Origin of the sequence: Kitasatospora sp. NPDC059827 (assembly GCF_042731675.1) — a bacterium.
GTDB lineage: Bacteria > Actinomycetota > Actinomycetes > Streptomycetales > Streptomycetaceae > Kitasatospora.
In genome coordinates this window covers 168,154-194,005 of the sequence record NZ_JBHWIV010000007.1, presented here as the reverse complement: position 1 = coordinate 194,005, position 25,852 = coordinate 168,154, and the positions used below count along the sequence as shown (strand labels likewise).

28 protein-coding genes and 1 pseudogene are annotated in these 25,852 nt (G+C 72.1%); 18 read left to right on the top strand and 11 right to left on the bottom strand.

Features of this window, described 5'->3' with window-relative positions:
• Nucleotides 1–905: PhzF family phenazine biosynthesis protein (locus tag ACFV8H_RS07180; protein WP_380397214.1), on the bottom strand; the 905-nt coding region annotated here is incomplete at its 3' end.
• Nucleotides 906–970: 65 nt separating this feature from the next.
• Complete coding sequence (locus tag ACFV8H_RS07175; RefSeq protein ID WP_380397212.1) at nucleotides 971–2,065, bottom strand: DUF5937 family protein; 1,095 nt, start codon at nucleotides 2,063–2,065, stop codon at nucleotides 971–973.
• Between the two features lie 177 nt (nucleotides 2,066–2,242).
• Here ACFV8H_RS07175 and ACFV8H_RS07170 point away from each other — a divergent pair, with 177 nt between their 5' ends.
• Both ACFV8H_RS07170 and ACFV8H_RS07165 read left to right on the top strand, forming a co-directional pair.
• Nucleotides 2,243–3,526, top strand: coding sequence for an MFS transporter (locus ACFV8H_RS07170; RefSeq protein WP_380397211.1), 1,284 nt, complete (start codon nucleotides 2,243–2,245; stop codon nucleotides 3,524–3,526).
• Nucleotides 3,527–3,545: 19 nt separating this feature from the next.
• A complete protein-coding gene (locus ACFV8H_RS07165; protein WP_380397209.1) occupies nucleotides 3,546–4,127 on the top strand; it encodes a hypothetical protein in 582 nt (193 codons plus the stop codon).
• 157 nt (nucleotides 4,128–4,284) lie between these two features.
• Here ACFV8H_RS07165 and ACFV8H_RS07160 read toward each other — a convergent pair whose 3' ends face one another.
• Nucleotides 4,285–7,380, bottom strand: a complete 3,096-nt coding sequence (locus ACFV8H_RS07160) for a SpaA isopeptide-forming pilin-related protein (protein ID WP_380397207.1) — start codon at nucleotides 7,378–7,380, stop codon at nucleotides 4,285–4,287.
• Nucleotides 7,381–7,659: 279 nt separating this feature from the next.
• On the opposite strand from ACFV8H_RS07160, the gene ACFV8H_RS07155 reads away from it, so the two are divergent.
• From ACFV8H_RS07155 to ACFV8H_RS07145, 3 genes are all read left to right on the top strand, one after another.
• The gene (locus tag ACFV8H_RS07155) at nucleotides 7,660–8,463 is read left to right on the top strand and encodes an MBL fold metallo-hydrolase (RefSeq protein WP_380397205.1); all 804 of its coding nucleotides are present in this window, start codon (nucleotides 7,660–7,662) and stop codon (nucleotides 8,461–8,463) included.
• Nucleotides 8,464–8,470: 7 nt separating this feature from the next.
• Nucleotides 8,471–8,902 (top strand): nuclear transport factor 2 family protein, encoded by a 432-nt coding sequence (locus ACFV8H_RS07150; protein WP_380397203.1) that lies wholly within the window; start codon nucleotides 8,471–8,473, stop codon nucleotides 8,900–8,902.
• Nucleotides 8,903–9,029: 127 nt separating this feature from the next.
• Nucleotides 9,030–10,262 carry an NAD(P)/FAD-dependent oxidoreductase gene (locus ACFV8H_RS07145; protein ID WP_380397201.1) on the top strand — a complete coding sequence of 411 codons (1,233 nt, stop codon included), beginning with the start codon at nucleotides 9,030–9,032 and terminating at the stop codon, nucleotides 10,260–10,262.
• Here the strand turns inward: ACFV8H_RS07145 and ACFV8H_RS07140 are convergent.
• The gene (locus ACFV8H_RS07140; protein WP_375891686.1) at nucleotides 10,259–11,443 is read right to left on the bottom strand and encodes an SPFH domain-containing protein; all 1,185 of its coding nucleotides are present in this window, start codon (nucleotides 11,441–11,443) and stop codon (nucleotides 10,259–10,261) included. The two genes, ACFV8H_RS07145 and ACFV8H_RS07140, sit on opposite strands and share 4 nt — an antisense overlap.
• A 65-nt stretch (nucleotides 11,444–11,508) precedes the next feature.
• The gene (locus ACFV8H_RS07135) at nucleotides 11,509–11,745 is read right to left on the bottom strand and encodes a hypothetical protein (RefSeq protein WP_380397199.1); all 237 of its coding nucleotides are present in this window, start codon (nucleotides 11,743–11,745) and stop codon (nucleotides 11,509–11,511) included.
• Nucleotides 11,746–12,017: 272 nt separating this feature from the next.
• On the opposite strand from ACFV8H_RS07135, the gene ACFV8H_RS07130 reads away from it, so the two are divergent.
• Complete coding sequence (locus ACFV8H_RS07130; RefSeq protein WP_380397197.1) at nucleotides 12,018–12,434, top strand: DUF3592 domain-containing protein; 417 nt, start codon at nucleotides 12,018–12,020, stop codon at nucleotides 12,432–12,434.
• Nucleotides 12,435–12,477: 43 nt separating this feature from the next.
• Here ACFV8H_RS07130 and ACFV8H_RS07125 read toward each other — a convergent pair whose 3' ends face one another.
• Nucleotides 12,478–12,672 carry a hypothetical protein gene (locus ACFV8H_RS07125; protein WP_380397195.1) on the bottom strand — a complete coding sequence of 65 codons (195 nt, stop codon included), beginning with the start codon at nucleotides 12,670–12,672 and terminating at the stop codon, nucleotides 12,478–12,480.
• 173 nt (nucleotides 12,673–12,845) lie between these two features.
• Here ACFV8H_RS07125 and ACFV8H_RS07120 point away from each other — a divergent pair, with 173 nt between their 5' ends.
• The 10 genes and pseudogenes from ACFV8H_RS07120 (at nucleotide 12,846) to tgmC (ending at nucleotide 18,442) form a co-directional block, all read left to right on the top strand.
• Complete coding sequence (locus ACFV8H_RS07120; protein ID WP_380397193.1) at nucleotides 12,846–13,670, top strand: helix-turn-helix domain-containing protein; 825 nt, start codon at nucleotides 12,846–12,848, stop codon at nucleotides 13,668–13,670.
• Nucleotides 13,667–13,888, top strand: coding sequence for a DUF397 domain-containing protein (locus tag ACFV8H_RS07115; protein WP_380397191.1), 222 nt, complete (start codon nucleotides 13,667–13,669; stop codon nucleotides 13,886–13,888). The genes ACFV8H_RS07120 and ACFV8H_RS07115 overlap by 4 nt, the downstream gene beginning before the upstream one ends.
• A gap of 94 nt (nucleotides 13,889–13,982) precedes the next feature.
• Nucleotides 13,983–14,186 (top strand): DUF397 domain-containing protein, encoded by a 204-nt coding sequence (locus ACFV8H_RS07110; protein WP_375891696.1) that lies wholly within the window; start codon nucleotides 13,983–13,985, stop codon nucleotides 14,184–14,186.
• A gap of 201 nt (nucleotides 14,187–14,387) precedes the next feature.
• Nucleotides 14,388–14,660, top strand: a complete 273-nt coding sequence (locus ACFV8H_RS07105; RefSeq protein WP_375891697.1) for a hypothetical protein — start codon at nucleotides 14,388–14,390, stop codon at nucleotides 14,658–14,660.
• Between the two features lies 1 nt (nucleotide 14,661).
• The gene (locus ACFV8H_RS07100; protein WP_380397188.1) at nucleotides 14,662–15,174 is read left to right on the top strand and encodes a DUF6879 family protein; all 513 of its coding nucleotides are present in this window, start codon (nucleotides 14,662–14,664) and stop codon (nucleotides 15,172–15,174) included.
• Nucleotides 15,175–15,183: 9 nt separating this feature from the next.
• Nucleotides 15,184–16,032 (top strand): helix-turn-helix domain-containing protein, encoded by an 849-nt coding sequence (locus ACFV8H_RS07095; protein WP_380397186.1) that lies wholly within the window; start codon nucleotides 15,184–15,186, stop codon nucleotides 16,030–16,032.
• Nucleotides 16,033–16,128: 96 nt separating this feature from the next.
• A complete protein-coding gene (locus ACFV8H_RS07090) occupies nucleotides 16,129–16,557 on the top strand; it encodes a hypothetical protein (protein ID WP_380397184.1) in 429 nt (142 codons plus the stop codon).
• Nucleotides 16,554–16,745 (top strand): hypothetical protein, encoded by a 192-nt coding sequence (locus ACFV8H_RS07085; protein WP_375897222.1) that lies wholly within the window; start codon nucleotides 16,554–16,556, stop codon nucleotides 16,743–16,745. Before ACFV8H_RS07090 ends, ACFV8H_RS07085 begins: the two co-directional genes overlap by 4 nt.
• Nucleotides 16,746–16,805: 60 nt before the next feature.
• Nucleotides 16,806–17,270 (top strand): annotated as a pseudogene (locus ACFV8H_RS07080) (ATP-grasp ribosomal peptide maturase); the annotation flags it as partial.
• Nucleotides 17,267–18,442 (top strand): ATP-grasp peptide maturase system methyltransferase, encoded by a 1,176-nt coding sequence (gene tgmC / locus ACFV8H_RS07075; RefSeq protein ID WP_380397182.1) that lies wholly within the window; start codon nucleotides 17,267–17,269, stop codon nucleotides 18,440–18,442. The pseudogene ACFV8H_RS07080 and the gene tgmC, both read left to right, overlap by 4 nt.
• A 33-nt stretch (nucleotides 18,443–18,475) precedes the next feature.
• Here tgmC and ACFV8H_RS07070 read toward each other — a convergent pair whose 3' ends face one another.
• Both ACFV8H_RS07070 and ACFV8H_RS07065 read right to left on the bottom strand, forming a co-directional pair.
• Nucleotides 18,476–19,150: a GPP34 family phosphoprotein gene (locus ACFV8H_RS07070; protein WP_380397180.1), complete on the bottom strand. Its 675-nt coding sequence runs from the start codon at nucleotides 19,148–19,150 to the stop codon at nucleotides 18,476–18,478.
• A gap of 54 nt (nucleotides 19,151–19,204) precedes the next feature.
• Nucleotides 19,205–19,756 (bottom strand): hypothetical protein, encoded by a 552-nt coding sequence (locus ACFV8H_RS07065; protein ID WP_380397178.1) that lies wholly within the window; start codon nucleotides 19,754–19,756, stop codon nucleotides 19,205–19,207.
• 371 nt (nucleotides 19,757–20,127) lie between these two features.
• On the opposite strand from ACFV8H_RS07065, the gene ACFV8H_RS07060 reads away from it, so the two are divergent.
• Both ACFV8H_RS07060 and ACFV8H_RS07055 read left to right on the top strand, forming a co-directional pair.
• The gene (locus ACFV8H_RS07060) at nucleotides 20,128–21,849 is read left to right on the top strand and encodes an alkaline phosphatase family protein (protein ID WP_380397176.1); all 1,722 of its coding nucleotides are present in this window, start codon (nucleotides 20,128–20,130) and stop codon (nucleotides 21,847–21,849) included.
• A 326-nt stretch (nucleotides 21,850–22,175) separates the two neighbouring features.
• Nucleotides 22,176–23,732 (top strand): RICIN domain-containing protein, encoded by a 1,557-nt coding sequence (locus tag ACFV8H_RS07055; protein ID WP_380397174.1) that lies wholly within the window; start codon nucleotides 22,176–22,178, stop codon nucleotides 23,730–23,732.
• A gap of 109 nt (nucleotides 23,733–23,841) precedes the next feature.
• On the opposite strand, the gene ACFV8H_RS07050 is transcribed toward ACFV8H_RS07055, so the two are convergent.
• The 3 genes from ACFV8H_RS07050 to ACFV8H_RS07040 form a co-directional block, all read right to left on the bottom strand.
• Complete coding sequence (locus ACFV8H_RS07050; RefSeq protein ID WP_380397235.1) at nucleotides 23,842–24,438, bottom strand: GNAT family N-acetyltransferase; 597 nt, start codon at nucleotides 24,436–24,438, stop codon at nucleotides 23,842–23,844.
• Between the two features lie 309 nt (nucleotides 24,439–24,747).
• Entirely contained in the window at nucleotides 24,748–25,158 is a 411-nt protein-coding gene (locus ACFV8H_RS07045) for a hypothetical protein (protein WP_380397172.1), read from the bottom strand.
• 9 nt (nucleotides 25,159–25,167) lie between these two features.
• Nucleotides 25,168–25,725: a universal stress protein gene (locus ACFV8H_RS07040; protein ID WP_380397170.1), complete on the bottom strand. Its 558-nt coding sequence runs from the start codon at nucleotides 25,723–25,725 to the stop codon at nucleotides 25,168–25,170.
• Nucleotides 25,726–25,852 lie beyond the last annotated feature (127 nt).

The window sequence follows — 25,852 nt, the reverse complement described above, 5'->3', positions numbered from 1 at the left end:
CCCCGGGGCTCCGCGCTATCGAACCGGATACGGGAGCGGGCGATGCGCTCGTTCTCCGCGTGCAGCAGTTGCAGCGCGTCGACCAGCAGCCGGTGCTTGCTCTCGAAGTGGTACTGGACCGAGCGCACCCACCGCCCGAGGTCCTCGCCCTGGTGCAGGGTCAGCACGGCCGGGGCGGTCACCGCGCCCAGCTCGCGCAGGTAGGCGCCGAAGGCGGCCGCGGCCGCGCCGGTGGCCGGGTCCTCGACCACGCCGCCGACCGGGAACGGGTCGCGGACGTGGAAGACCTCGGGGGCCTCGCGCCAGACCAGCTGCAGGGTGACCAGGTCGCGGGCGTTCATGAACGCGGCCAGCCCGTCGAAGTCGTAGTCCAGCCGGGCCAGTCGGGAGCGGGTGCCGGCGGCCAGCACCAGGTGCCGGGCGCCCGCGTAGCCGATCCGCGGCGGCAGCGCCGGGTCCAGGTCGGCGGCCGACCAGCCGAGCAGCGCGAGCGCCTCCTCGACGTCCGCCGCCGGCACCTCCTCGACCTTCGGCTCGACGCTGGTGAGCGTCGCCCGCAGGCCGTCGGCGCCGCGCTCGACCTCGACCGGGACGTCCCCGGCCGCCGTGCCGAACACGTAGCGCCCCGGGCCGGACCGCTCGGCGACCGCGACGGCGGCGGCCACCGTCGCGTGCCCGCAGAACGGCACCTCCAGCAGCGGGCTGAAATACCGCACGTGGTAGGCGCCCTGCTCACTGCCCGGGGTCAGGAAGGCGGTCTCGGAGTACCCGACCTCGGCGGCGACGGCGAGCATCCGCTCGGCGGTCAGTCCGGTGGCGTCGAGCACCACGCCGGCGGGGTTGCCGCCCTCGGGGCGGATCGCGAAGGCGGCGTAGCGGAGGATCTCAGGAGCGTCGTCGGTCATGACCGGACGAACGTGTTCCGGCCGCCCGCTGTTCCCGCCGTTCCCCTCGTTCACGTACGGCCCGCTCACCGCAGCACCGCCTCCAGGAAGTCCGAGCCGAGCCGGGCGCTGCCGGACAGGTCCAGCTGGTAGAGCATGTACCGCCCGCGCCGCTCGGTGACCAGCAGCCCGGCCTTGCGCAGCACCGCCAGGTGGCGGGAGACCTCGGGGGCGCTCAACTGCCAGGCCGCGGCGAGTTCGCCGGTGGTGTGCGGGCCGCGGGCGATGGTGCGGGCCAGCCGCAGCCGGATCGGGTGGGCGAGCGCCTCCAGCCGCTGCTGGACCAGCGCGAGCGAGACCGGCTCGGGCAGCCCGGCCTCGGCCACCGGGTACTGCAGGACCGGCCGCCAGCCCGGGGCGTGCACCGCCAGCAGGTGGGGGCGGCCGAAGGCGGTGGGGATGAAGGTGACCCCGTTGCCGTCGGTGCCGCTGGTGCCGGAGTCCTGGAGCTTGTCGATGACGATCCGCCGCCGCCCGCCGCTCTCGTCCAGGCCGACGGACGGCGAGAGCGCGCCGATGGCCTCGGCCAGGCCGCGGCGGGCGAGCAGGTCGGCCTTGTGCCGGGAGTCCGCGGCCAGCCCGGGCAGGACGCGCTGCCAGGCGTCGGCGAAGAACGCCGACTCGCAGTCCTCCAGCATCCGGCGCACCAGCGCCCGGACGGCGGGCGGGTCGGCGAGCAGCCGGTCCGCGAAGGCCGCCTGCCGGGGGCCGCGGGCGAGGGCCAGCTCGCGGGCGCGCTCGTTGGCGGCGGGGTCGCTGAGCGGGGAGGCGGTCCGCCGGTTGAGCCGGGAGGAGCCGCAGGTGGTGATCAGGGCCGCGGTCACGTACAGCTCGTCGTCGACCCGGTCGACGGCGTCGAGCTCCTCGGCGAGGGTGGCGGCGGGCTGACCGGGCACCAGGAAGTCGGCCCGCGAGGACCGCCAGAGGAAGTCCGCCTCCAACAGCCGCTCGGACAACTCCGGCGGGATCGCCGTGGTGGTGGAGGCCGCCCAGCCCTGCAACGCCGGGTGGTGCGCGGGCTCGGCGAGCACGTGCAGCATGGCGTTCAGCTCGGCGAGCGGCGAGGGCGCGAAGAGCAGGCGCTCCTCGGGCAGGCCGGTGATGTCGATGGTCACACTCATGCGCCCACCTCGCTGCGCTCGGCAGGGGCATTCGCCCACACGCACCTCTTGGCGGTTCGCTCGCTTCGCTCACTCACGATCGAAATCCTGCCACCGCCCACACCCCCTCCCACGCCGATTGACGCTAACCGTCAATCCACGCGACACGCGGCGCCACCTGGGCGGACCGTACCGGCCATGAGCCCGATCCAGGAGAAGTCCGGCCACGACACCGCCACCGTCCCCACCACCGAACCGCCCGCCCCGCCGACCGGCACCGGCCGGAGCGGCCCGTCCGCGCTGCTGGGCCTGCTGACCGCCGCCGGCGGCCCCCGGTACGCGGCGGCCGTCGCCGTCGACGCGGTGGGCGGCGGCATGCTGCGCCCGTTCCTGCTGCTGTACGGCGTCGGGATGCTGCACCTGCGCGCCGGGGCGGTCGGCCTGGCCCTGTCGGCCGGGATGGTCGCCGGGCTGGTGATGGTGCCGCTGACCGGCCGTTGGATCGACACCGGCGCCCGCACCCTGCCCGCCGCCGTCACCCTGCTGCTGCGGGCGGCGGGCGCGCTGGTCCTGCTCGCCGCGGACGGGCTGCCGCTGTTCACCGCGGCGGCGGTGCTGTTCGGCATCGGCAGCCAGTCCTGGCCGACCACCCACACCGCCGTGGTGAGCACCCTGACCGAGGGCCGGCTGCGGGACGCGGCACTGGCCGCCGGGCGCTCGCTGCGCAACGCGGGCATGGGCGCGGGCGCCCTGCTGGCGACGGTCGCGGTGGCCGGCGGGACGGACACCATCCGGGTGCTGGCCGGGCTGACCGGCACGGCCAGCCTGCTGGCCGCCGCCCTGGTGGCCTCGCTGCGGGTCCGGGCGCCGCAGACGGTGGCGGAGCGGGCCGGGGAGGCCGGGGACGGCGGCGAACCGCTGCGCCGGATCACCCTGTTGAGCCTGGCCAACCTGCCGTACGCGTTCTGCTTCGACGTGCTGGAGGTGGCGCTGCCCGCGCTGCTGGTGCTCCGGTTGCACGCCTCCGCGGCCTGGTCCTCGGGCGTGTTCGTGGGCAACACCGTGCTGGTGATCGCGCTGCAGCTGGCGCTGGTGCTGCGGTTGGCGAAGCGCTCCCGGCAGTCGGTGCTGGCGGCCGCGGGGGCGACGCTGAGCCTGTCGTACCTGGGTTTCTGGGCGGCCGGGTCGCTGGGCGGGGTCCCGGGCACGGTGGGCATCGTGCTGGTGTCCGTGCTGTACACGCTCGGCGAGATCCTCTACACCGGCTCCGGTACGGCCCTGGTGGCGGCCATCGCGCCGCCGCACCTGCTGGGGCGGGCGCTGGCCCGCTGGGAGCTGTCGATGGGGGTCGGCCGGGCGGCGGCTCCGGCGGTGCTGACGGCGCTGCTGGCCGCGGGGCCGGGTCTGCTGTGGGGCGGGCTGGCGGTGACCACGGCGGTCGGGGCGCTGGCGCTGCTGCGGCTGTCCCGTACGGAGGAGTAGCGCCCCGACCGTCGGTGGGATGATCATCCGCATGGTCCTGACCCCCTTCCAGCAGCAGCTCCGCGACCGGATCCTGGCTGCCGAGGTGATCCCCCCGCCGGCGCCGTGGCGGCAGGTCGGCCGGGGGATCGTCCCGGTCGGCGGGCTGCTCGGCATCGGCTTCGCCGTCCACCCCGACACCGGGCACGACCTGGTGCTGACCGTCTCCAGCAGCGGGCACGGACTGTTCGACGCGGTGACGGGCGAGAAGCTGGAGCGCGAGTACGACCCGGAGGAGGACCCGGACGGCCCGGACCTCTCCTGCCCCGGCCTCGGCCCGGTCGCCGACCTGCGGATCCCGGTGGCCGGCCTGTGGGGCGGCGGCCTGCACAGCGGGACGGACGACGGCTGGTCCGTCGACGTCCCGGCGCCCGAGTGGCCGCACCACCGCGTGCTGCTGGTCGGCGGCACGGCGCCCGAGCGGGGCGGGCAGCACGGGGAGACCTGGTGGCACGTCTTCCACTCCTCCTGGTCGACCTTCCGCACCGCCGGCTTCTCCCCCACCGGCCGCACCCTGGCCGTGGCCACCAGCAGCGACCTCACCCTCTGGACCAGGCACTGACGGCCGGGCGCTGACGGCCGGGGACCGACCGCCGGCCACCGACCGCCGGGCACCGACCGCCGGCCACCGACGGCCGGGCACGCCGGTGGCCGGAGGCGCCGTCCTCGGCTCCTCCGGCCACGTCGTCAGGTCAGGCGCTCACGCGCGGGGCGGTCCGTCAGGCGCGCCCCCCGTGGACCTCGGGCACCGGGATGCGGTCGACGTTCGTCCCCCACGGGTGGTCCGGCGGGTCGCACGGCTCCGGCGGGCACGGCTCCGGCGGGCAGGGCTCGGGCGGACACTTGCTGTCCGCGACCGTGATCTCCACGCACGGGCAGTCCTTGGTCAGTTCGACCGTGGACACCGCGTCCTGCGGCAGCTCGTACCCGGGGGGAGCGACGACCTCCTGCCAGTAGTACGTCCCCAGCGGGAGGTTGTCCGCCGAGCACACGCCGTTGACGTCGGTCGCGCACAGCGGGCCGACCGCCGTGTCCGGGTTGGCCCCGGTCGTCTGCAGACCGGGCACGCCGTTGGTCTCCCGCCACAGCTGGAAGACCGCACCCGCCAACGGCTTGCCCGTGTCGGCGTCCACCTTGGTGACGGTGGTCTTCCCGGTCTGCGCGGCCGTCTTCCGGTCCTTGACGGTGACCGGGACGTTCTGCCCGTTGGTGTCCAGCACCACCGTGGTCACCGGCTGCTGCGGCAGGTCGTACCCGGCCGGGGCCACCGTCTCCTGCCAGTAGTACGTGCCCAGCGGCAGACCCGTCACCGAGCACACGCCGGTGTCGGACGTGACGCAGGGCGAGCCGACCGCCGTGTCCGGGTTGGCCCCGGTCGTCTGCAGGCCGGGCACGCCGTTGGTCTCCCGCCACAGCTGGAAGACGGCTCCGGCCAACGGCTTGCCCGTGTCGGCGTCCACCTTCGTCACCGAGGTCGAACCGGTCGGCGTGACCGTCTTGGAGTCCTTGACCGTGACCGGGACGTTCTGCCCGTTGGTGTCCAGCACCACCGTCGTCACCGGCTGCTGCGGCAGGTCGTACCCGGCCGGGGCCGCCGTCTCCTGCCAGTAGTACGTCCCCAGCGGCAGACCGTCGGCCGAGCAGACGCCCGAGGCCGGGGTCGTACAGGGCGAGCCGACCGCCGTGTCCGGGTTGGCCCCGGTGGTCTGCAGGCCGGGCACACCGTTGGTCTCCCGCCACAACTGGAACACCGCACCCGCCAAGGGCTGCGAGGTCGCCGAATCGACCTTCGTCACCGAGGTCGAACCGGTCGGGGCGACGGTCTTGGTGTCCTGGACGGTCACCGGGACGGTCTGCCCGTTGGCGTCCAGCACCACCGTCGTCACGCTCAGGTCGGGCAGCTCGTAGCCGTTGGGCGCGGAGACCTCCTGCCAGTAGTACGTGCCCAGTGGAAGGCCGTGCGCCGAGCAGACGCCGTCCGCCCCGGTGGTGCAGGGCGAGCCGACGGCCGTGTCCGGGTTCGCGCCCGAAGTCTGCAGCCCGGCGACGCCGTTGGTCTCCCGCCACAGCTGGAACACCGCACCGGCCAGCGGCTGCCCGGTGGCGGAGTCGACCTTGGTGACGGTCGTGGACGCGGTCGGGGCCGCCGTCCTGGTGTCGGCCACCGTCACGCCGACGTTCTGCCCGTTGGTGTCGAGCACGACCTCGGTCACGTTCTGCTGCGGCAGGTCGTACCCGGCCGGGGCCGCCGTCTCCTGCCAGTAGTACGTGCCCAGCGGCAGGCCGGTCGCCGAGCAGACGCCCGAGGCCGGGGTGGTGCAGGGCGAGCCGACCGCCGTGTCCGGGTTGGCGCCCGAAGTCTGCAGCCCGGCGACGCCGTTGGTCTCCCGCCACAGCTGGAACACCGCACCGGCCAGCGGCTGCGAGGTCGCCGAGTCGACCTTGGTCACGCTGGTCGACGCGGTCTCGACGACCGGGCTCTTGGTGTCGGCGACGGTCACCGGGACGGTCTGCCCGTTGGTGTCCAGCACCACCGTCGTCACCGGCTGCTGCGGCAGGTCGTACCCGGGCGGGGCCGCGGTCTCCTGCCAGTAGTAGGTGCCCAGCGGCAGGTCACTGACGGAGCAGAGGCCGTCCGGACCGGTGGTGCACGGGGCACCGACCTTGGTGTCCGGGGTGGTGCCCGTGGTCTGCAGCCCGGTGACGCCGTTGGTCTCCCGCCACAGCTGGAAGGTGGCACCCGCCAGCGGCTGCGAGGTCGCCGAATCGACCTTGGTCACACTGGTCGACGCGGTCGGGACCGGCGGGCTACCGCAGTCGGGCAGGTCGCCGTTGAAGGGGTAGGCGTGGAACTCGGTGCCGGTCATGCCGGAACCGGAGTTGTGCAGCAGCGAACCGGTGGTGAAGAAGCGCCCGTTCAGGCCGGGCAGGTTCATCGTGCTGGTGCTGGCCGGGTTGCCGACCAGCACGCTGCCCTGGAACTGCCCGGAGCCCGTGAGGGTGACGGTGCTCGCGGTCGGGAAGTTCCACAGCAGACGGGGGCGCAGCCGGTTCCACGGGTCGTTGTCGTCGAAGCTGCCGCTGAAGGTGTTGATGGTGCGGGCGCCGCCGGTGAGGTTGACCAGCACCGTCGCGTTCGCGGGGATGTTGGCGAAGGCGACGCCCTGGGCGCCGCCGCCGTTGCCGACCAGGTCGAAGTCGACGTTGAAGACCTGGAGCGCGGAGCTGCCGTCGCCGGTGAACAGGGTCTGGTAGCCCTGGTTGACGGCCGTCCCGGTGGCCGGTCGGGGCGTGCCGACCCCGGCGTAGCACTCGCTGGCCGACTGCAGCTGGCCGCGCAGCGGCGTGTAGGCGGCGACGGCCTGGGCGTCCTGGGTCGTCGTCCCGGTGATGGTGCCGGTGGCGGTGCCCGCATAGCGGACCACGCCGCCGTCGGCCAGGAGCCGCTGGCCCGGGGCGACGGTGACGTTGCCGCCGGCGGTGAGGAAGTCCGCGCCGTCGGGCGGGGGCACCCGGGAGCCGACGCCGACGATGCCGATGTTGTACCCGGAGCTGGCGCCCGCGGCCTTGTTCTGGGAGAAGTTGCCGAGGGTCACCACGTGGCCCTCGGCCTCGGCGGCCGAGCCGCCGACGTTGAAGTCGCCGCCGACGAAGATGTTGATCCCGGCGTCGCGGCCCGCGAAGGGGCCGTTGTTGACCGGGGGGAAGGTGGCCGGGCAGTCCGCGCCCAGGCAGGGCCCGAGCCCGCCCGGCAGGCCGGCCGCCGAGGCCTGGGTGGGTGCGACGAGTGAGATGGCGAAGGGTACGAGCGTCAAGGCCAGGGCGGAACTCATCGCCTTGCCTAGTCGGCGTCTCCAGCCGGTGGTCGGGGCCACCGGTCTCTGACTGGGCTTCACCTCGGTCCTCTCATGACGTGAACACGATGGGGCCCTGGCAGTCTCCTGGGGCGCGGCCGGGACGGCGGGCGACGCGCACGGGATGTCCTCCGAGCACCGCCCACAGAGCACCCGATCAGCGTTCCCGGCATGCGCGGGCCGGTCCCGGCAGGGATGCTGGCGACGAGGCGTGCCCGGCCCGAGGAGGGACCCAGAAGCATGAGTGCACTCGACTTCGAGATCATCGACGCCCCCGACAGCTCGCTCAACAAGACCGCCGTCCTGGTCACCGGACCGAACGACGCGCTGCTGGTGGACGCGGGGTTCACCCGCTCCGACGGGCGCCGGCTGGTCGAGCGGGTGCGCGCCAGCGGCAAGCGGCTGACCACCGTCTTCGTCAGCCACGGCGACCCGGACTTCTACTTCGGCGCCCAGGAGATCCAGGAGGCCTTCCCCCACGCGCGCTTCCTGGCCACCGCCTCGACCGTCCAGCACATCCAGGACACCTACGAGTCCAAGCTGCGCGCCTGGGCGCACCTGGGCCCCGAACTGCCGACCCGGCTGGTCCGGCCGGAGGTGCTGACCGGGGACGAGATCGTCTTCGAGGGCCACCGGTTCGAACTGCGCGGCGCCGACTTCCACCTGCCCGACCGGCACTACCTGTGGCAGCACCACCACCGCGCGGTGCTCGGCGGGGTGCTGCTCTTCGAGGGCCTGCACGTGTGGACGGCCGACACCCCGACCGCGGCCCAACGGGCCGCCTGGATCGACCTGTTGGACGGCATGGAGGCACTCCACCCGACCTGGCTGGCGGCCGGCCACCGGGTCGCCGACGCGCCCACCGACCTCAACGCCCTCGACCACACCCGCGCCTACCTGCGGGCCTTCGAGACCGAGTTGGGCCGGGCCGCGGACGCCGCCGCCGCGAAGGAGGCGCTGGAGCGGCGCTTCCCGGACCTCGGGCTGCGGATCGCCGTCGACATCGGCACCAAGGTCGCCATGGGCGAGATGGCGTGGGGTTGAGCGCGCGATGATCGAGATCCCCAGGGACGTCGCCGGCTTCGCCGAGTCCGCCGCCCCCGCCGACGTGGTGCGCCGCCAGTACCTGGCCTCCGCCCGGGGCGACCTGGCCGCCCTGCGCAGCACCCTCGCCGACGACGTCGAGTGGACCGAGATGGCCGGCTTCCCGCTGGCCGGCACCTACCGCACCCCGAAGGGCGTCACCGCCAATGTGATGGAGCGGCTGGCCGCCGAGTGGGAGAACTGGACGGCGCACGACGACCTGTACGTGGTGGACGGCGAGAACGTGGTGGTCCTGGCCCGCTACACGGCCGTCCACAAGGCCACCGGACGACCGCTCGCGGTACGGGTCGCCCACCACTTCGTCGTACGCGGCGGCCGGATCGTCCGCTTCGAGCAGTTCACCGACACCGCGCTGGTCAGGGACGCGACGACGCCGTGAGGCCCCTGAGGCCCCCCGTTCACCCGTACGGGCGAGCGCGGCGCGGCGCGCCCGGCGCGGTCTCGACACACCACCCGTTCGGCGGCAGGCTGACCCCGGATCGTCCACGGAGAGCAAGGAGTCGGGCATGGCGGGCAGCGAACGGCCGATCGTGATCGTCGGGGCCTCCCTGGGCGGCGCCAAGGCGGCCGAGGCCCTGCGCGGGGCCGGGTACCGGGGCGGCATCGTGCTGATCGGCGAGGAGCACGACCGCCCGTACGAGCGCCCGCCGCTGTCCAAGGGCTACCTGCTCGGCAAGGAGGCCCGGGAGAAGCTCCACGTCCACCCGCCGCAGTGGTACGCCGAGCACGACGTCACGCTGCGGCTCGGCACCCCGGTCGTCGCGATCGACCCGGCCGCCCGCACCGTGACCCTCGCCGACGACGGCGAGATCGGCTACCACAAGCTGCTGCTGACCACCGGCTCGGTGCCGCGCCGGCTGCCGGTGCCCGGCGCGGACCAGGACGGCGTGCTCTACCTGCGCCGGGTCGAGGACAGCGACCGGATCAAGGCCGTGCTGCGGCCGGGCGCCCGGATCGCCGTGGTCGGCGCCGGCTGGATCGGCCTGGAGGTGGCGGCCGCGGCCCGCGCGGCGGGTGCCGAGGTCACCGTCCTGGAGTCGCTGGAGCTGCCGCTGCTGCGGGTGCTCGGCCGCGAGGTCGCCCAGGTCTTCGCCGACCTGCACCGCGACCACGGCGTGGACCTGCGCTTCGGCGTGCAGGTCGCCGAACTCACCGGCGCCGACGGCACGGTGAGCGGCGTGCGGCTCGGCGACGGCACCGAGCTGGCGGCCGACGCCGTGGTGGTCGGCATCGGCATCTCCCCCGCCACCGCGCTCGCCGAGGCCGCCGGCCTGGAGGTGGACAACGGCATCAAGACCGACCAGCACCTGCGCACCTCCGACCCGGACGTCTACGCGGCCGGCGACGTCGCCAACGCCTACCACCCGCTGTTCGACTGGCACCTGCGGGTCGAGCACTGGGCCAACGCCCTCAACCAGCCGCAGACCGCCGCCCGGGCCCTGCTGGGGCAGCCGGACGCCGTCTACGACCGGGTCCCGTACTTCTTCTCGGACCAGTACGACCTGGGCCTGGAGTACGTCGGCTACGCCGAGCCCGGCGGCTACGACCGGGTGGTCTTCCGGGGCGACCCGGCCACCCGCGAGTTCATCGCCTTCTGGCTGTCCGGGGGCCGGGTGCTCGCCGGGATGAACGTCAACGTCTGGGACGTGGTGGACCCGATCCGCGAACTGATCGTCTCCAGGCGCGTAGTGGACGCCGACCGCCTGGCGGACCCGACCGTCCCCCTCACCGAGGTCTAGGCCGCGGGGCGGCGGGGTACGGGCTTGCCGTCGCCGGACACGGCCGTCGAGTGTTGCAGGGAGTGCAGGATCGCGAGGCCCTGGCTGACGATGCCGGCCGCCATCTGGTTGACGCCGTCGCTGCCGTTGAGGACGGTGAGTTCGGCGCCGGACATGCCCCGGGCGGCCGCGTCCGCGAGGGCCGGAAGGTTCTCCACGATCCGGTTGGCCGCGATGAGTTCCTGGTTGCCGCCGCGCAGGGAGTCCGCCCGGGCGGTGTTGGCGTCCGCCTGGGCCTGGGCGAGCGCCCGCTCACTGTAGGCGTTGCCGTCCGCCTCGAACTTCACCCGGTCACGGGCGGCCTCGGCCAGCGTCCGCTGCCGGTACGCCTCCGCGTCCGCCGGGCGCCGCACCTCCGCCTCCAACTGCTGCGCCGCAAGCCCGGCCCGGCGCTGGGCGAGGGCGGTCTGCTCCTCGATGACGTCCTGGGAGGCCCGGGCCTCGGCGAGCGGGCCCGCCTGGGCGGCGCGGGCCCTGGACTGCTCCGTCTCGGCGAGGAAGCCGGCCCGCTTGATCGCGGTGTCGCGCTCGTACTCGGCCTTGAGGGCGGCCGCCTGCTGCTCCCGTTCGGTGGCCTCCTGGTCGGCCTTGGCCTGGGCGATCCGGGCCTGGCTGGCGACCGCCGCCACGTGCGGCGCGGCCAGGTTGTCGATGTAGCCGGTCGAGTCCTCGATCTCCTGGATCTGCAGCGCGTCGACCACGATGCCCAGCTTCTCCATCTCGCCGTGGCTGCCCGCCATCACCTCCTGGGCGACCCTGCTGCGCTCCCGGATGATCTGCTCCACGGTCAGCCCGCCGATGATCGAGCGCAGGTGGCCGGCGAAGATCCGGCCGACGAGCTCCTCCATCTGGTCCTGTTCGGAGAGGAAGCGGCGGGCGGCGTTGGCGATCGACACGGCGTCGTCGCCGACCTTGAAGACGCAGACCGCACGCACGGTGAGCCGGATCCCCTGCTGGGTGACGCAGTCCTCGGCGATCTCCGCCTCCCGGAGGGCCAGGGAGAGCATCCGGACCTTCTGCTTGACCGGCAGGACCAGGCTGCCGTGGCCGGTGACGATGCGGAACTGGGTGTCCTGCGCCTGGTGCTTGGAACCGGAGATGAGCATCGCCTCGTTGGGCGCGGGAACGTGCCAGAAGAACATGATCGACCACCTGACCTGTTGGGCCACCTGACCTGCGGGGGCCTGCGGGAGCCTGCGACGCGCGGCTAGGACGGCAGGAGCTCGACGATCACCGAGCGGGCCGAGAGCGCGTCCACCACGACCACCCGGACGTCCCGGCCGACCGGCTCCGAGCACCAGGCCGCGAACACCTCCGAACCGCCCCTCAGGGCCACCAGCACTTCGCCCGGACCGTCCAGCGGAATGGGCACCGTCACCTTGCCGACGGCCCCGACCGGGCTCTGCCGGGCGTCATCGGCCGGGGACGTACGCGCATGCGCCACCGGCGCCTCCGGTCATCAGGTCCGCCGCACCCGGGCCGTGCACAGCCGCCCGGGGGCCGAGCACCCTGAGAAGCCCGGGCCGCCGACCGTGTCACGCACCGGGAACACCTGCGGCATCCGCCGACGGCAGTGATGCCTCGACGCCTTCCACGGTACTCCGGCCGCAGGCCCGCAGTGGACTGAACCATTCCTGGGGGTCAGGACCGCCCGCCCTCGGCGATACTGGAAGTTCGGGGAGTCTCGGGGCTGGTATTTGGGCTGGGAGGCGTGCGGTGGGCGGGACGGCCGGGTTCGCCGTGGTGGTGTTCGGGGCGCTGGGCGGCGTGGTCGCCTACCTCGCCGGAGTGGTCGGGCTGCGCGAGTTGCGGCGGTTGCGCCGGGTCGGGGTCCCGGTCCCGGCCCTGGTACGGTCCCGCGTCGCGACTCCGGAGGACCGGGCGCTGCCGCCGCGGCCGCTGCTCCAGTTCGAGACCGCGGACGGCCGGGTGGTCGAGGTGTTCTCGCCCGTCCCGTCCACCGCCCGCCACCCCCTGCCCGACGGCGGCTACATTCCAGTGCGCTACGACCCGGCGGACCCCCGGCAGGTCCTGGTGGACGGGCGGGAGCGGGTACGGCTGGAGTACGGCTTCGTCGCGCTGGGCCTGCTGATGGTGCTGGCCTCGATCACCCTCGGTGCCGCTGTGCTCTGAGCCCAGCGACTCATCCTCGGCACGGTGGGCGGATGGATCCTGGTCACCGAGCCCACGACCGGATGACCGCACCCCGTCGCGCCCGCTCGGCCCGGAGCGCGCGTCGCCTCGCGCGCAGCCGACGCGAAACCGGCCGCTGGCTGATGTGGACGAACCACCAGTCGCCCGGCTGGTAGCGGAGAAAGATCCACACCCGGTAGATCCGCCCACCAAGGCGGGATTCGATGAAGTCGTCCATGTCAGCCTGCTTTCGCCCAGGTTGGCCACGCCCCGGGACCGTGCAAGCGGTCACCGGGTTCTTCCGTCACTCCACCACAAACGCGCTACCCTGGAGTGACTTGACTATGAGTCAGTCAAGTTCAGCGATGCGCCCATCACATGCCTGTGCTGCACAAGTGGGAGGTCAGACGGGTGACCAGGGACGAACGACCCGAATACTTGACTCCGCTGCAGCGTTTCGGCCATGAAGTCAGAGAGGTCCGACGCGGTCGCAATATCACACAAAAAGGCCTAGGAATGGCGACCGGCTATTCCGAGGGGTACGTCAGCAAGGTCGAGAAGGGCACCATGATGCCCTCGGAGAGATTCGCTCAGAAGTGCGATCTCGTATTTCAGACTCACGGCCTCTTCACTCGCCTCCGCGAGGGGATCGCAGAGAGCGAAAGTCCTCCGTGGTTCGTTCCTTACCTCCAGCTGGAATGGACCTCGGCCGGGATCTTCGACTTCTCGGCCACCAGCATCATGGGAATCTTCCAGACCGAGGACTACGCACGAGCCATCTTCCGCGCGGGGCACCCGCGCGAGTCGCCAGAGGTGGTACACGGCAAGGTGGTGGCCCGCATGGCTCGTCGAAAGCTTCTGGAGAAGCCGGATCCCCCCATGTTGTGGGTGGTCCTCCACGAGGCGTGCCTGCGAACCCTGGTGGGCGGCCGGTCGGTCATGGCAGCACAACTGGAGCACCTCCTGCGGTCCGCGGAGTCCCCGGCCGTCGACTTTCAGGTGATCCCGTTCTCTGCGGGAGCGGTTGCCGCCCACACGACCCCGTTCACGCTGCTCACCTTCGAGTCAGCACCCACCGTGCTGTACGCGGGCGACCCACAGGGCGGGAAGATGTACCGGTCAAGCGAGCTGGTCACCAGGTTCTCGCAGAACTGCGACAGGCTGCGCGCCCACGCACTGGCCCCTGACGACTCGTTGACCCTCATCGACCAGGTACGTAAGGAGCATCTGCTATGAGCCGGCTACTCCATCACATAGGCACCCACTGGGAGAAGTCGTCCTACAGCGGCTCGGACGGCGGACAGTGCCTCGAATTCTCACGGACCGCCGCCGCACACGGCCTCGTTCCCGTCCGCGACTCCAAGGACCCCGAGGGGCCCTCCCTGCTCTTCTCCACCGACGCCTGGTCAGCCTTCGTTGCCGAGCTCAAGTCCGGCAAGCTCTCAGCCTCCTGAGCCCTGCCCACTGCATCCACCCAACGGTGCGGCGGACTCCCGCTGAGCGCGCATTTCCCACTGCCCACCGCACGACAAGCCAGGAGCAGGAGATATGATCAACTCCCGCACAAATATTTCCACTTGGCGCAAGAGCACCTACAGCAACGGGGATGGTGGACAGTGCGTCGAAGTCGCCCACAACTACTCCGGGATCGTGCCCGTTCGCGACTCGAAGGACCCCGAAGGGCCGTCCTTGCTCTTCCCCACCGACGCCTGGGCGGCGTTCGTTTCCGGGATCAAGGCGGGCGACTTCTGACGCAGTTCAGCCGGGCCACCCCACCGCGCGGTGGGGCGGCCCGGAGTCACTGTCCGCTGACCTCGCCGGGCTCCCCGTCCAGCGAGAGCAGCATCAGCGCTGGGCTCACCGGGTCGGCCGAAACGGCTGACAGCCACTACACGTACACGACACGATGATCGCCCGTAGCCACGCGCGATTGCCGAGTTCACAGGGAGCTTCGTGGAACCCCTACAGTTCATCGGGATCATCTCCAACACGCCAGAGGTCGACTCGCCGACGATCTGGCGCGACCCGGAGAACGGCGACCTCCTCATCCAGTCGTACAAGGCCAGCGACGAGGACTTGAGGCGTTGCAAGGAGGTCGGTTCGATTCCCGGGCACTCGACTGACGTGCCTGAGCACGAGACCGTGATCCGCCTCCCGGAAGAAATGATCAAGTACGTCGTGGACCTCGCCGCACGGCTGGCGACTCAAGAGAACGAGAAGGAATAGCGTGGCCAACCCGATCGCCTCGGCCATGGCCGAGGCCAAGTTCTCCGCCGTGCACCTGGAGATGCGTGACAGCTACACGCCGAACGACCCACAGTTCCGGCGCTATCGGGAGGGTCTTCGCTACGGCCCGGACGACCGCCCGGAGTGGTTCCAGAGCTGGACCGCCTTCGCCGGGGAGGTGATCAACCGTGGCGTCGTCATGCGTCGGGCCCGGATCGTCTCCGAGCCGGTCACGGAGTACATCCGCTACGAGCACCACGTGACATTCCTGAACCTGGCTATCGGTGAGCAGGTTCGCTGGCTTCCGCGCCGGTTGGCGGCAGACATCGCTCTGCCCGGAACCGACCTGTGGATGTTCGACGACTCCAAGATCATGTTCACCTTCTTCTCCGGCGACGGAGATGTGGTGGACCGGGAGTGGACGACCAAGCCTGACGTCGTTCGGCTCGTGAAGAGTGCCTTCGAGACCGTGTGGCAAAGGGCGACTCCGCACGAAGAGTACGTGCTCAAGTAACCAAAAGAGATGCGTACTTCTCGCTCATCGAGCGTTCAGCAGGCCCGGAAGGCGCTAGCAGATCGGCTACGCGAAATCCGTCAGGATGCACACCTGACCGGGCCTGCGCTCGCTCTCCTCTGCGGGTGGAGCAAGTCAAAGTGCTCCCGCATCGAGAACGCCATCACTGCGCCCTCCGAGAAGGACATCCGGGACTGGTGCCATGCCTGCAACGCTGACGGCCAGGCCGAAGACCTGGCGGCCAGTCTTCGCACCGTCGAAACCATGTTCACCGAGTGGCGGCGGATGGAGCGCAGCGGGCTCAAGCGCGCCCAGGAGATGGTTCTGCCCCTGTACGAGCGAACGACCCGGTTCCGGGCATACACACCCGGCATCCTTCATGGTCTACTCCAGACCCGGGACTACACCCGTTCGGTACTACAAGCCACCCAACGTCGTCGTGTTGCCGTGAACGATGTGGAAGAGGCAGTCCAGGTCCGCATGGAACGGCAGGCGATCCTGAGAGACCACGGGAGGACGTTCGCCTTCATCATCGAAGAGGCGTGCCTGCACCACGGTCTTGGCGGGCCGGAGGTAGCGGCCGGCCAACTCGCCCACCTGAACATCGTCGCGTCCTTGGCGAACGTGAGCCTGGGGATCGTTCCGAGGGGATTGTTGCGCCACTCGATGCAGGTCGAAGCGTTCTCGATCTACGACTCGGCGCAGGTAAACGTCGAGCTTGTCTCCGGGTACCTCCAGATCACGCAGCCTTCGGAAGTGGGCATGTACGTCAGTCGGTTCGGGGAACTGTCCACGGATGCCGTGCATGGCGCTGCCGCTCGCGCCCTGATCTCAGGGGCGCTTGACTCTCTCGGGTGACTGCTGTGCAACTGCGTGCAACTTCGTTGGGCGTCGCTGGCCGCTCCTCGTACGGTCCATCCCACGCCCCCATGCGCGAAGGAGAGGGAACCGACGATGAGTGCCACAGCGAAGCGCGACATCCCGAAGCGTGTTCAGAGGTTTCTCGCCGAGGACGACAACGGCCCGATCGTGGCTGAGCTGGTGTCGGCCCCGACGACCAGGCCGCCGAAGTTCCACGTCGTGGTCTACCTGGCCAAGCCGGGAACGGCCTTCCCCGAGCGGGAGATGCGCGACTGCGAGAGGTACGCGGACACCTTCGGCTGGGGCATCACGCTCACCGTCGTGGACGAGCACGCAAACGACAGGAGCCCGGAGGAACGGCCTTTGCTCAAGGCCGCGTTGCAGAACCTCGAGGACCGGAAGGCCGGCGCGATCCTCGTCCCGAGCCGGGCGACGATCACCCCCATCGACGGGGAGTACAACGAGTTCGCCGGGGCGGTTGAGAAGGCCGGCGGGTTCATCCAGGTGGCGGCCCGGAGGTGAGCCGGTACACCATCGTCCCCGCCGACTCCCCGGCCGGCACCAGTTTCCCGGTCTGGGCCGTCCAGGACCACAGGACCAACCGTCTGGTGCAAGCCCTCCCGCCCCGTCCCGAGCCGCTGCACTTCTACTCGTACGACTCGGCGCGGATCTGGACCCAGAAGAACGACGTCGACTGGGACGCCGCCTGATGCCTCCCGTTCCGGTGAACATCCCACCATCGCACTGCAAGGAGACCTCGTGACCATCAGGTGATCTTCAAGACGCTGCGGTGGACTCCGTACGAACGCGACGGCGTTCAGCTCACAGGGTGGGCGGAACCGGCTTCCGCAGCCAAGCTTGACGACAGCGTGCGGGTGACGCCGCACCTCTTCCAGGCCCGCATCGACAAGGCCGCCGACATTCGCGTGCTGGTCGTCGGTCGGCGCACGTTCGCCGTCCGGATCGACTGTGACCTCCTGGACTGGCGCAGGGACTACTCCGCCCTCTCGTACACGGTGGTGGACCTGCCCGACCGCCTGGACAAGGCACTTCACGACATCCTGGACCAACTCGGTCTCGTCTCCGGGTCGTTCGACCTCGCTGTCGACCGAGCCGGCGACTACTGGTGGCTGGAGCTGAATCCGAACGGCCAATGGGGCTGGCTGGAGCAGGAGACCGGCCTGGAGATGTCCGCCGCATTCGCTGATCTGCTGACACGAGGAGAGACAGCATGACCGGAACCGCGCCCCATCGGCGCGCCCTCGCCGACCGGCTTGAGAAGGCGGGCGTCCTGCGGACTCCGGAGTGGCGCGCCGCCGTCGAGGCGATCCCGCGCGAGGAGTTCCTCACCCCCGGGGTCTTCCTTCCCGGCGACGGCGGCCGGTGGCGACCCGCCACCGCAGCGGGTACCGCGCCGACCGCCTGGGCGGAGATCGCCTACAGCGACGAGTCGTTGACCACCCAGCTCGACGGGCATCTGACCGCCGACCAGGCCAGGGGGCTCGTGACGGGCTCACCCACGTCCTCGTCCACCACGCCCGTCACCGTGGTCGGCATGATCGAGCACCTGGACCTCACGGCCGAGCACCAGGTACTCGAGATCGGCACCGGCACGGGATACTCCTCCGCACTGATGTGCCACCGCCTGGGCGAGGACAACGTCACGACGGTCGAGGTGGACCCGGACGTCGCGGGCCGCGCCGATGCGGCGCTGGAAGCGGTCGGCTTCTCGACCCGGACCGTCGTCGGGGACGGGCTCCTCGGGCATCCTCGCCGCGCTCCCTATGACCGCGTGATCGCCACCTGCGCCGTCGACCGCATCCCGTACACCTGGATTCGCCAGACCAGGCCGGGCGGGATCGTCCTGGCGACGGTCGGCTCCTGGGGGTACGGGACTGGCTTGGCCAAGGTCGTGGTCAACGGCGACGGTACCGCCGAGGGTCGAATCATCGACCGTTCCTCGTTCATGCAGGCGCGATCGCAGGCCGCCGTGCCGATCGCCGGCGACCTGTCCGCCCGCACCGCCTTTCCCGAGAGCGAGCGGCCTGTGCGGGTCCCACCGACCGTCCTGAGCGAGTGGATGCCAGCGTTCCTCGCCCAACTCGCCGCACCCGGAGCCCAGTTCGTCCAGGCCACGGCGGCCGACGGCGCACAGCTCCGCTACCTCTTCGACCCGGAACGTGAGTCCTTCGCCGAGTTCATCCGCGAAGGCGAGGCGTGGACGGTTCGCCAGGGTGGCCCCGTCGCCCTGTGGGATGTCGTCGAGCGGGCCCTTCTCGCCTGGCGGGGCGCCGGCGGCCCGGACATCACCGCCGTACGGATCCACATCACCGGCAGGGCGCACCGGTACTGGATCGGCGACGACGGCGACCTCCGGTGGGAGCACCGCCTCGACCGCCCCGCTTGAGCCTGGGCGTGGGCCCGGCGGGCCCCCCGGTCCTCAGGCCGTCGCGGCGGTGGCGGCGGTGGTCGCGGCGATCACGGCGGCCATCATGAGCTGCATGTTCTTGATCGCCTCGCGGACGGACTCGCCCGCCCAGTCGCCCGCGGCGATCTCGGCGAAGCGCGGCTCGACCTGCTTGCGCGGCAGGTCGGGGAAGGCCAGTCGGTGCAGCTTGGCCGAGTGCAGCAGGGCGATCAGGGCGGCGGTGCGCAGCTCCGGCTCGGCGCCGTCCAGGACGACGGCGGTCAGGCGCTCGCGCAGGGCGCGCTCCACGCTGCCGTCGGCCTCCGGGTAATGCCGGACGGGGAAGATGCCGAGGACGCGGTGCCGCTCCTCGGTGACCAAGCCCCGCTCGTAGAGGCGCAGTTCGGTGTCCCGGAGCACGGTGGAGCGGTCCTTGGTGAGCCAGTCCGCGGCCTTGGCCTTGCCCGGTCGCTTGGTGCCGACCCACTCGTCGAGGCGCTCCAGTCGGCCGTCCAGCAGCGAGTCACCGGTCGGGGTGCGGTCGACCACGGCGAGCCGGCCGTCGGCCACGTCCACCCGCCCGGCCAGCACCAGTTCGGCCAGCAGGCCGCCCGCGGCGGCCCAGGCGGTGTTCACGCTCTCCTTCGGGGCGCCGGTCCGGTCGTCCAGCGAGAGCAGCACCAGTTCCTCGGCGAGGGTGACGTGCATCGGGGGTCCTTCCTCTGTCATCGCCCGTCGGCCCTCAGCGGCGTGGAGCGGCTCTCATGATCGCAGGGCCTCGACCAGGCGCCGGGCCCGGGTGTCCTCCGCCAGCAGCACCCTCAGCAGCGGCTCGGCGCCGCCGTCCGCCGCACCACCGGACAGGTAGGCCTCCACCGAGCGCGGGTCGGCGGGCAGCGTCACCTGTCCGGCGTCGAGGGCGGCGTGGGCCCGGGCGTAGTCGAGGCCGAGCCCGGCGAGCAGCTCACCGGCGTTCGCCTCGGGCGCCAACTCCGGCTCCCGCCCGGCCACTTCGTGGAGCGCGAGGAGGGCCAGCAGGACGTGCTCGGTGCCGGGCGTGCGGCGGCCGAGGCGCTCGGCCTGGGCGTCCGCCTCCAGCCGGATCCAGGCCGAGCGCCCGGCGGATCCGGGCGGCAGCAGCCGCTTCCAGCGCGGTGCCCGGTGGGTGCGGCGGGCGAGCAGCGCCTCCCGGGTGGGGCGCAGCAGGGCGGCGGAAGCGCCGTCCGGCCCGGCGACGCCGGTCCCGCCCTCCGGCCCCTCGGTGCCGGCCCCTCCCTGCGTCTGCCGTTTCGACTCCAGCTCGGTCATCTCCATCGAAAACCCCTCCCACGGATGCGGCTTTGCCTGAACGATACGCCTACTTTGCTTGCCCTTTGCTATTTTCCGCACGTCAAGAAGGCGTCAGGATCGACCCGGCACGGAGCAGTGCACCGCCGCACCGAAGGCGATCTTCCCCGCCCGATCGAAAGTCATTCCTATGATCGTCATACCCTGCCCGGTGTACCGGCGGACGGAAGGCCCGGGGGCGAGGCGCCGTTGGACGCCTACTCCCGCTCACCGTCCTGCGCGGCGGGGCCCTCGTCGACGTCATCGCCACCCCGACGGAACTCCACACCGACGACTGGCCGACCACCGACCGGCGTGGGCCTTTGACGGTCAGTCACCACCAGTGCTGGGGTGGGCGAATGGATCCCATCGAACGCATCCGGCAGGCGATCACCCACGAGCGGGAGGAGTGGCACGCCTGGCTCGCCGGGCTGCGGGCCGGCCGGGCGCCGGCACCCCAGGGCCGGATCCGGCACGTCTTCGTCCTGGTCCTGGAGAACCGCTCGTTCGACCACATGCTGGGGGTGTCGACCGGCACGGTGGCCGACGGCAGCCTCCGCCACGGCGTCGGCACGGACGCGGTGACCGGCGCGCCGACCACCGTCGACGGCCCTGACACCCGCGCGGGCAACCACCACGCGGGCAAGGACCACCCCGTCCGGATCGGCGCGCCCTTCGCCCTGCCCGTCGACCCGCCGCACGAGTTCTGTGACGTCATGCTCCAGCTCGCCTCGACCGCCATCACCGGCCGCCCGCACGACGACCGGTGCGCCTACGACGGCACCTACCCGCCGATCACCCTGGGCGGCTTCGTCGACAACTACGTCAACGAGGCGACGGTGAAGCAGGACGCCGAGGCCCTCGCCGACCCCGGCGCCGTCATGGCCTGCTTCACCGCCGACCAGCTCCCCGTCCTCAGCACCCTGGCCCGCGAGTTCGCCGTCTGCGACCGCTGGTTCTCCGCCCTGCCCGGGCCGACCTGGCCCAACCGCTTCTTCCTGCACGCGGCGAGCTCCGCCGGCCTCGACCACAGCCCCGACCCGGTCGACACCGTCCGGTCGAAGCTGAGCGGCTACACCTTCGAACACGGGACGCTCTACGAGGCCCTGGACGGCAAGGGCCTCCCGTGGCGCGTCTACGCCGGAGACGCGCTCCCCCAGGTCAGCGCGCTCGCGGGGATGGACCTGCCGACGACGCTGGAGCACTACCACCACCTCGACGACCTGGCGGAACACCTCCAAGACCCCGCGTACCCGGCCGCCTACACCTTCATCGAGCCGAACTACGGACACGTCCTCACCCACGGCGGCGACTTCCGCTGCGGCAACAGCCAGCACCCGCTCGACGACGTGACCGACGGCGAGGCGCTGATCAAGTCCGTCTACGAGGGGCTGCGGCGCTCGCCGCTCTGGGAGTCCAGCCTGCTCGTCATCACCTACGACGAGCACGGCGGCTTCTACGACCACGTGCCGCCGCCCGCGGCCGTCCCGCCGGGCGACCGCACCGACCCGGAGCACAACGCCCACGGCTTCCGCTTCGACCGGCTCGGCGTCCGGGTGCCCACCGTCGTCGTCTCCCCGTGGATCCCGGCCGCCGCGCCCGCTGGCACAGGCGGCGGCACAGGCGGCGGCACGGATGGCGGCACGGGCGGGCGAAACTGCAACCTGATCGACCACACCCAGTACGACCACGGCTCGCTGCTCGCCACCGTCGAGCGACTGTTCGGACTGGCCCCGCTCACCGACCGCGACGCCCGGGCGAACGACTTCCTCCACCTGCTCTCCGCCGACGCCCCGCGCGAGGCGCCCCGCACCCTGCCCGACCCGGCCGAGTCGGGCGTCTCCTGGAAGGCGGAGGCCGCCGGGCCGGCCGATCCCGGCCGGCCCGTCACGGCGACGCTGCGCGGATTCGTCGAGACGGCCGCGATCCAGGAGGCGCGCCTGCACCCGCAGGAGCACGACCGGATCCGCCGGCGGGCCGCCGGGATCGGAACGGTGGCCGACGCCGAGCAGTACCTCTCGGACATCACCGCACAACTCGGTCGGGCCGGTCTGCGCATCGCCCGGCCGCCGCAGGACTGACCCAGGGCCCGTCTTCAAAGATCAGGTCGACTCCACCGCCGCCTGCGCCCCGCCGGGGACGCCTGACGGGCACGCCTGACGGGCACGCCTGACGGATCGTCGGCCTGCGAACGGCACGAACGGCACGAACGGCGCGGCCCGGCGGGGCCGGGCGCGCGGCGAGAACTTCGCCACCGAAGTGATCCCATCGGCTTGTCGGTTCATCGACCGCGCTTCCAGGCGCTCTTTCGCACTCGGCGTGCAGCGCTGATCCTGGCTCCTGGTCGGTCGTCGGCGAGCCGAATCGCGGTCACGGGCCGGCTGCGCGCTGTCGAGAGGAAGCACCGTTGTCCATCGGGTTCCGACTCCCCCGCGGCTTCGCCGCCCTCTGTACCGCCGTCCTGGCCGCCACCGCCCTCGTCCCGCTGGCGGCCTCCCCGGCCGCGGCGGCCTCCCCCGTCTGCCTGAGCGGCACCCTGCAGTACCAGTACCAGTCGGCCGAGGCCGGTACGAACAAGCCCACCCTGACCAAGCCGGTGCGCAACGCCGACGTCCAGCTGTGGGGCGCCGAGCGGGCCACCGACTCCCCGCACCAGCTCACCCCTGACTACCAGTACACCGCCGGCTCCGACGGCAGCTTCAACCTCTGCTACACCCCCGTGACCACCACCTCGATGAGCAGTCTCTCGGTGAAGTTCAGGACCGAGAGCAGCAAGCTCTGGAAGGTCACCGACTCCTCCGGCAACCTCTACACGATGGAGTCGCCGACCCAGCAGAACGTCACGGCCGGCCGCTCGCTGGGCGTGCTGACGGTCGCCCCCCTCACCGCCCCGGCCTGGCACGCCTTCGACACCGAGAACCTGCTGTGGTGGTCGCGCAACAACCCCCTCAGCACCTGCTGGTCGAGCCGGGAACACGACAGCAACGCCTGCACCGAGCTGAACCTCCAGTGGTACCCCACCTCCACCGACGGCACGTACTACGCTCAGCACACCAACACCGTCCACCTGGCAGCGGCCGACCCCGACTCCGAGCACCTCGTGCTCCACGAGAGCGCACACTTCTTCATGGAGCACCTCTACGAGAACGCCACGTTGCCGCCCCTCCCCAACTGCGCCCCGCACTCCATCCCCCTGGTCAGCTCCGCCGGCTGCGCCCTGGTCGAGGGGTTCGCCGACGCCGCCGCCGCCTACCTGCTGGGCGACTACCGCTTCGTGTGGCCCAACGGCAGCAGCCGGTCGTTCACCTACGGGAGCGGGTGGCAGACCGGCGACCAGGTCCAGGGCAACGTGGACGGCTCGCTGCTGGACCTGTGGAACCACACGGACGGCGGCTGGAACAAGAGCATCGACGTGCTGGTCACGCACAGCCCCGTCGACTTCGCCGCGTACTTCAACAACAGGCTGGGAATCGGCCTGCCCGAAACCGAGACGGTGCTGACCTATCTGGCCGCCCACACCATCAACTACCTCTCCAGTCCGGTGAACGACGGCCGGTACCACATGCTGACCAACGGCAACGGGATGGCCATGGACCGCGACTGCGCCGTCACCGGCGACCCGGTCGTCGACCTGGGCGCGCCCTCCGCCACCCACTCCCCGGACACCTGGAAGGTGGAGCTCAACGCGGACCACACCGTCAGGGTCTACGACAGTTGCTCGACCCCGCTCACCCTGACCGCCCCCACCAGCGCCGGCGGCCCGGCCACCCTGCAGTTCTGGAGCCCGGCCAGCCAGTACCAGAAGTGGCACGTCACCCCGAACAGCAGCGGCACCTACACGTTCACCAACCTCGCCACCGGCTTCGTCCTCGACACCTCCGGCACCGCCGCCGGTACCGCCGTGACCGTCAACCCGGCCGGCAGTGCCAACACCCAGGACTGGGCCGACTGGGCCGACAGCTGATCGCACCTCACCTTGCCTGTCGTCAACGGGTACCGGTCGAGCGGGCCGGCCAGCAGTTCGGCTGCGGGCGAGGCGACCGGCGCGCGGTCGGCATGATCCGAAACACGCCCTATGCGCGCGGCGCGCGGCGCATCGTCCACAGGGGCGGGCCGTCGGCCGGCAGCCGGACCTCCTCCAGCACGTCGAAGCCGAAGTGCCGGTAGACGGCGAGGTTCTCCCGCTTCGAGGACTCCAGGTGGACCGGCAGCCCTGCCGCGTCCGCCCGGGCCAGACCGGCGCGGAGCAGTTCGGCGCCCTGGCCCCGGCCCTGGGCGGCGGGGTCCGTGCCGAGCACCGCCAGGTACCAGTGGGCCTCCTGGGGCGCGTTCGCGGCGGCCGCCTCGACGCAGTGCCGGAACCAGTCGGCCCGGTCGCCGAGCAGGGCGGCCAGCGCGCGGACCGTCCCCTCGTCCGGCACGGCCTTCTCCTGCGCCTCCGGCGCGACCCAGAACGCGGCCGCCTGCCCGGTGCGCTCGCACACCCCGTACGGCAGGTACTGCCGGGTGAGCAGCGTGGTGAAGTAGCCGACCAGTGCGGCCGGGCGGGTGGCCTCCTCGGGGAAGAACCAGCTCATCATCGGGTCGTCGCCGAAGGCCCGGGCCAGCAGCCGGGCCGTCGCCCCGACGTCCTCGCCCGTCACGCTCCTCGGCCGGTCCGCGTTCGTCATCCGCATACGGACATCCTCCGCGTCCTTGTCCTCGGCCACCAGGGTGGGGGCGCCAACTCGGCCACGGCGCAGGGCACGTGACGGTGCGGGAGCGACGCGCGGGAGGGGCGCGCGGGAGGGGCGGTGGAGTGGCCGCTGCGGGCGGCGGGCCCGCGGTCCGAACGTCGGCCACTCCACCGCGGGGCACCGGGGCGCCCCGTCTTTCACCTGTCCTCCACCGGTCGCCGCGGGCTCCGGAGTACCGGCCGGGGCCCGGGGGTTCGGCGGCAGCCCGGCCCCGGGGAGGGGGCGGGCCGTCCACGGGGCGCCTCAGACCGTACGGTCCGGGCGCAGCAGCGCCACCCGGACCCTGCGGCGGGGCAGCGCCGCGGGGAGCGGGAGCAGCAGGGCCGCGGCGGTGAACGCCGCGTAGTGCCAGGTCTCGGGCCAGGTGCCGGACCAGCCGAGCTCGGCGTGCCGGTGCTCGGCGAAGGCGTTGCAGCACAGCCAGGCGGCCAGGCCGACCAGCGGCGCGGCCCACGGGCGGGAGAAGTGTCCGACCAGGACGCACAGCGCCAGGTAGGCGGCGAGCGCGGGCGTTCCGGAGTGCAGGGCGCCGGCCCGGCCGAGGGCGAGCGCGAGCAGTCCGCCGCCGAGCAGGGCGGTGGTGCCGGAGGTGCCGGGCGGGAGCCGGTCCAGCACCGGCCGGTAGCGGCTGCCGCCGGGGCGCGCCGAGTACATCCGCACCCGTCACCGGCCCTTCGCCGCGAGCGGTTCGGGCGCCGGGGCGACCGGCAGGTGCCAGCGGGTGCGGCGGTGGAGCGCCTCCAGGTCGTGCAGCAGTGCGGGCACCGGGACGACGAGGACGGGGCAGCCGGCCCGGCGGGCGCAGTACGCGGACACCGATCGCCGCAGCCGGCGGCGCAGCGGGCCGCCGCTGCGGCCGAGCACCAGCAGGTCGTCCGGCCGGTCGGCGACGTGCACCAGGGCGGGGCCGCTCTCGCCGCGGATCACCACGGGCTGCATCGGCACGTCGGGGCCGTCCGCGCCGAAGGCCGCCTCCAGGGCTTCGTCCAGGCGCCGCTCGGCGGCCTCCCGTACGACGGCGAGCAGCTGCGGGCAGGGCGAGCGGCGGTAGCCGTGTTCGCCGCCCGGCGGCTCCCAGGCGAGCACCGGCCACAGCACCGCGCCGCGGTCGCGGGCCTCGGCCAGGCCGCGGTGCAGCGCGGCCAGACTGCCCAGCGACCCGCTGACCCCGACCACCACCCTGGGTGCCGTGCCGTCCTGGTGCCGTCCGTCGCCGTGCATGATCCGTCCTCGTGTGGTTCGGTCCTCCGTCGCTCCCCACCCAATCGCCTCCCGGCCGCCCGCCCGGCGCTCGTTGACGCCTCTTTGACGCCCCGGACGGCGTTCCGTACGCACTCCATACACGGAT

Excerpts from the sequence above, each read along its gene's own strand:
- ACFV8H_RS07175 (WP_380397212.1), bottom strand. The coding sequence starts at position 2,065 with ATGAGTGTGACCATCGACATCACCGGCCTGCCCGAGGAGCGCCTGCTC.
- ACFV8H_RS07170 (WP_380397211.1), top strand. The coding sequence starts at position 2,243 with ATGAGCCCGATCCAGGAGAAGTCCGGCCACGACACCGCCACCGTCCCC.
- ACFV8H_RS07165 (WP_380397209.1), top strand. The coding sequence starts at position 3,546 with ATGATCATCCGCATGGTCCTGACCCCCTTCCAGCAGCAGCTCCGCGAC.
- ACFV8H_RS07155 (WP_380397205.1), top strand. The coding sequence starts at position 7,660 with ATGAGTGCACTCGACTTCGAGATCATCGACGCCCCCGACAGCTCGCTC.
- ACFV8H_RS07150 (WP_380397203.1), top strand. The coding sequence starts at position 8,471 with ATGATCGAGATCCCCAGGGACGTCGCCGGCTTCGCCGAGTCCGCCGCC.
- ACFV8H_RS07145 (WP_380397201.1), top strand. The coding sequence starts at position 9,030 with ATGGCGGGCAGCGAACGGCCGATCGTGATCGTCGGGGCCTCCCTGGGC.
- ACFV8H_RS07140 (WP_375891686.1), bottom strand. The coding sequence starts at position 11,443 with ATGTTCTTCTGGCACGTTCCCGCGCCCAACGAGGCGATGCTCATCTCC.
- ACFV8H_RS07125 (WP_380397195.1), bottom strand. The coding sequence starts at position 12,672 with ATGGACGACTTCATCGAATCCCGCCTTGGTGGGCGGATCTACCGGGTG.
- ACFV8H_RS07115 (WP_380397191.1), top strand. The coding sequence starts at position 13,667 with ATGAGCCGGCTACTCCATCACATAGGCACCCACTGGGAGAAGTCGTCC.
- ACFV8H_RS07110 (WP_375891696.1), top strand. The coding sequence starts at position 13,983 with ATGATCAACTCCCGCACAAATATTTCCACTTGGCGCAAGAGCACCTAC.
- ACFV8H_RS07095 (WP_380397186.1), top strand. The coding sequence starts at position 15,184 with ATGCGTACTTCTCGCTCATCGAGCGTTCAGCAGGCCCGGAAGGCGCTA.
- ACFV8H_RS07090 (WP_380397184.1), top strand. The coding sequence starts at position 16,129 with ATGAGTGCCACAGCGAAGCGCGACATCCCGAAGCGTGTTCAGAGGTTT.
- tgmC (WP_380397182.1), top strand. The coding sequence starts at position 17,267 with ATGACCGGAACCGCGCCCCATCGGCGCGCCCTCGCCGACCGGCTTGAG.
- ACFV8H_RS07070 (WP_380397180.1), bottom strand. The coding sequence starts at position 19,150 with ATGCACGTCACCCTCGCCGAGGAACTGGTGCTGCTCTCGCTGGACGAC.
- ACFV8H_RS07065 (WP_380397178.1), bottom strand. The coding sequence starts at position 19,756 with ATGGAGATGACCGAGCTGGAGTCGAAACGGCAGACGCAGGGAGGGGCC.
- ACFV8H_RS07060 (WP_380397176.1), top strand. The coding sequence starts at position 20,128 with ATGGATCCCATCGAACGCATCCGGCAGGCGATCACCCACGAGCGGGAG.
- ACFV8H_RS07050 (WP_380397235.1), bottom strand. The coding sequence starts at position 24,438 with ATGACGAACGCGGACCGGCCGAGGAGCGTGACGGGCGAGGACGTCGGG.
- ACFV8H_RS07045 (WP_380397172.1), bottom strand. The coding sequence starts at position 25,158 with ATGTACTCGGCGCGCCCCGGCGGCAGCCGCTACCGGCCGGTGCTGGAC.
- ACFV8H_RS07040 (WP_380397170.1), bottom strand. The coding sequence starts at position 25,725 with ATGCACGGCGACGGACGGCACCAGGACGGCACGGCACCCAGGGTGGTG.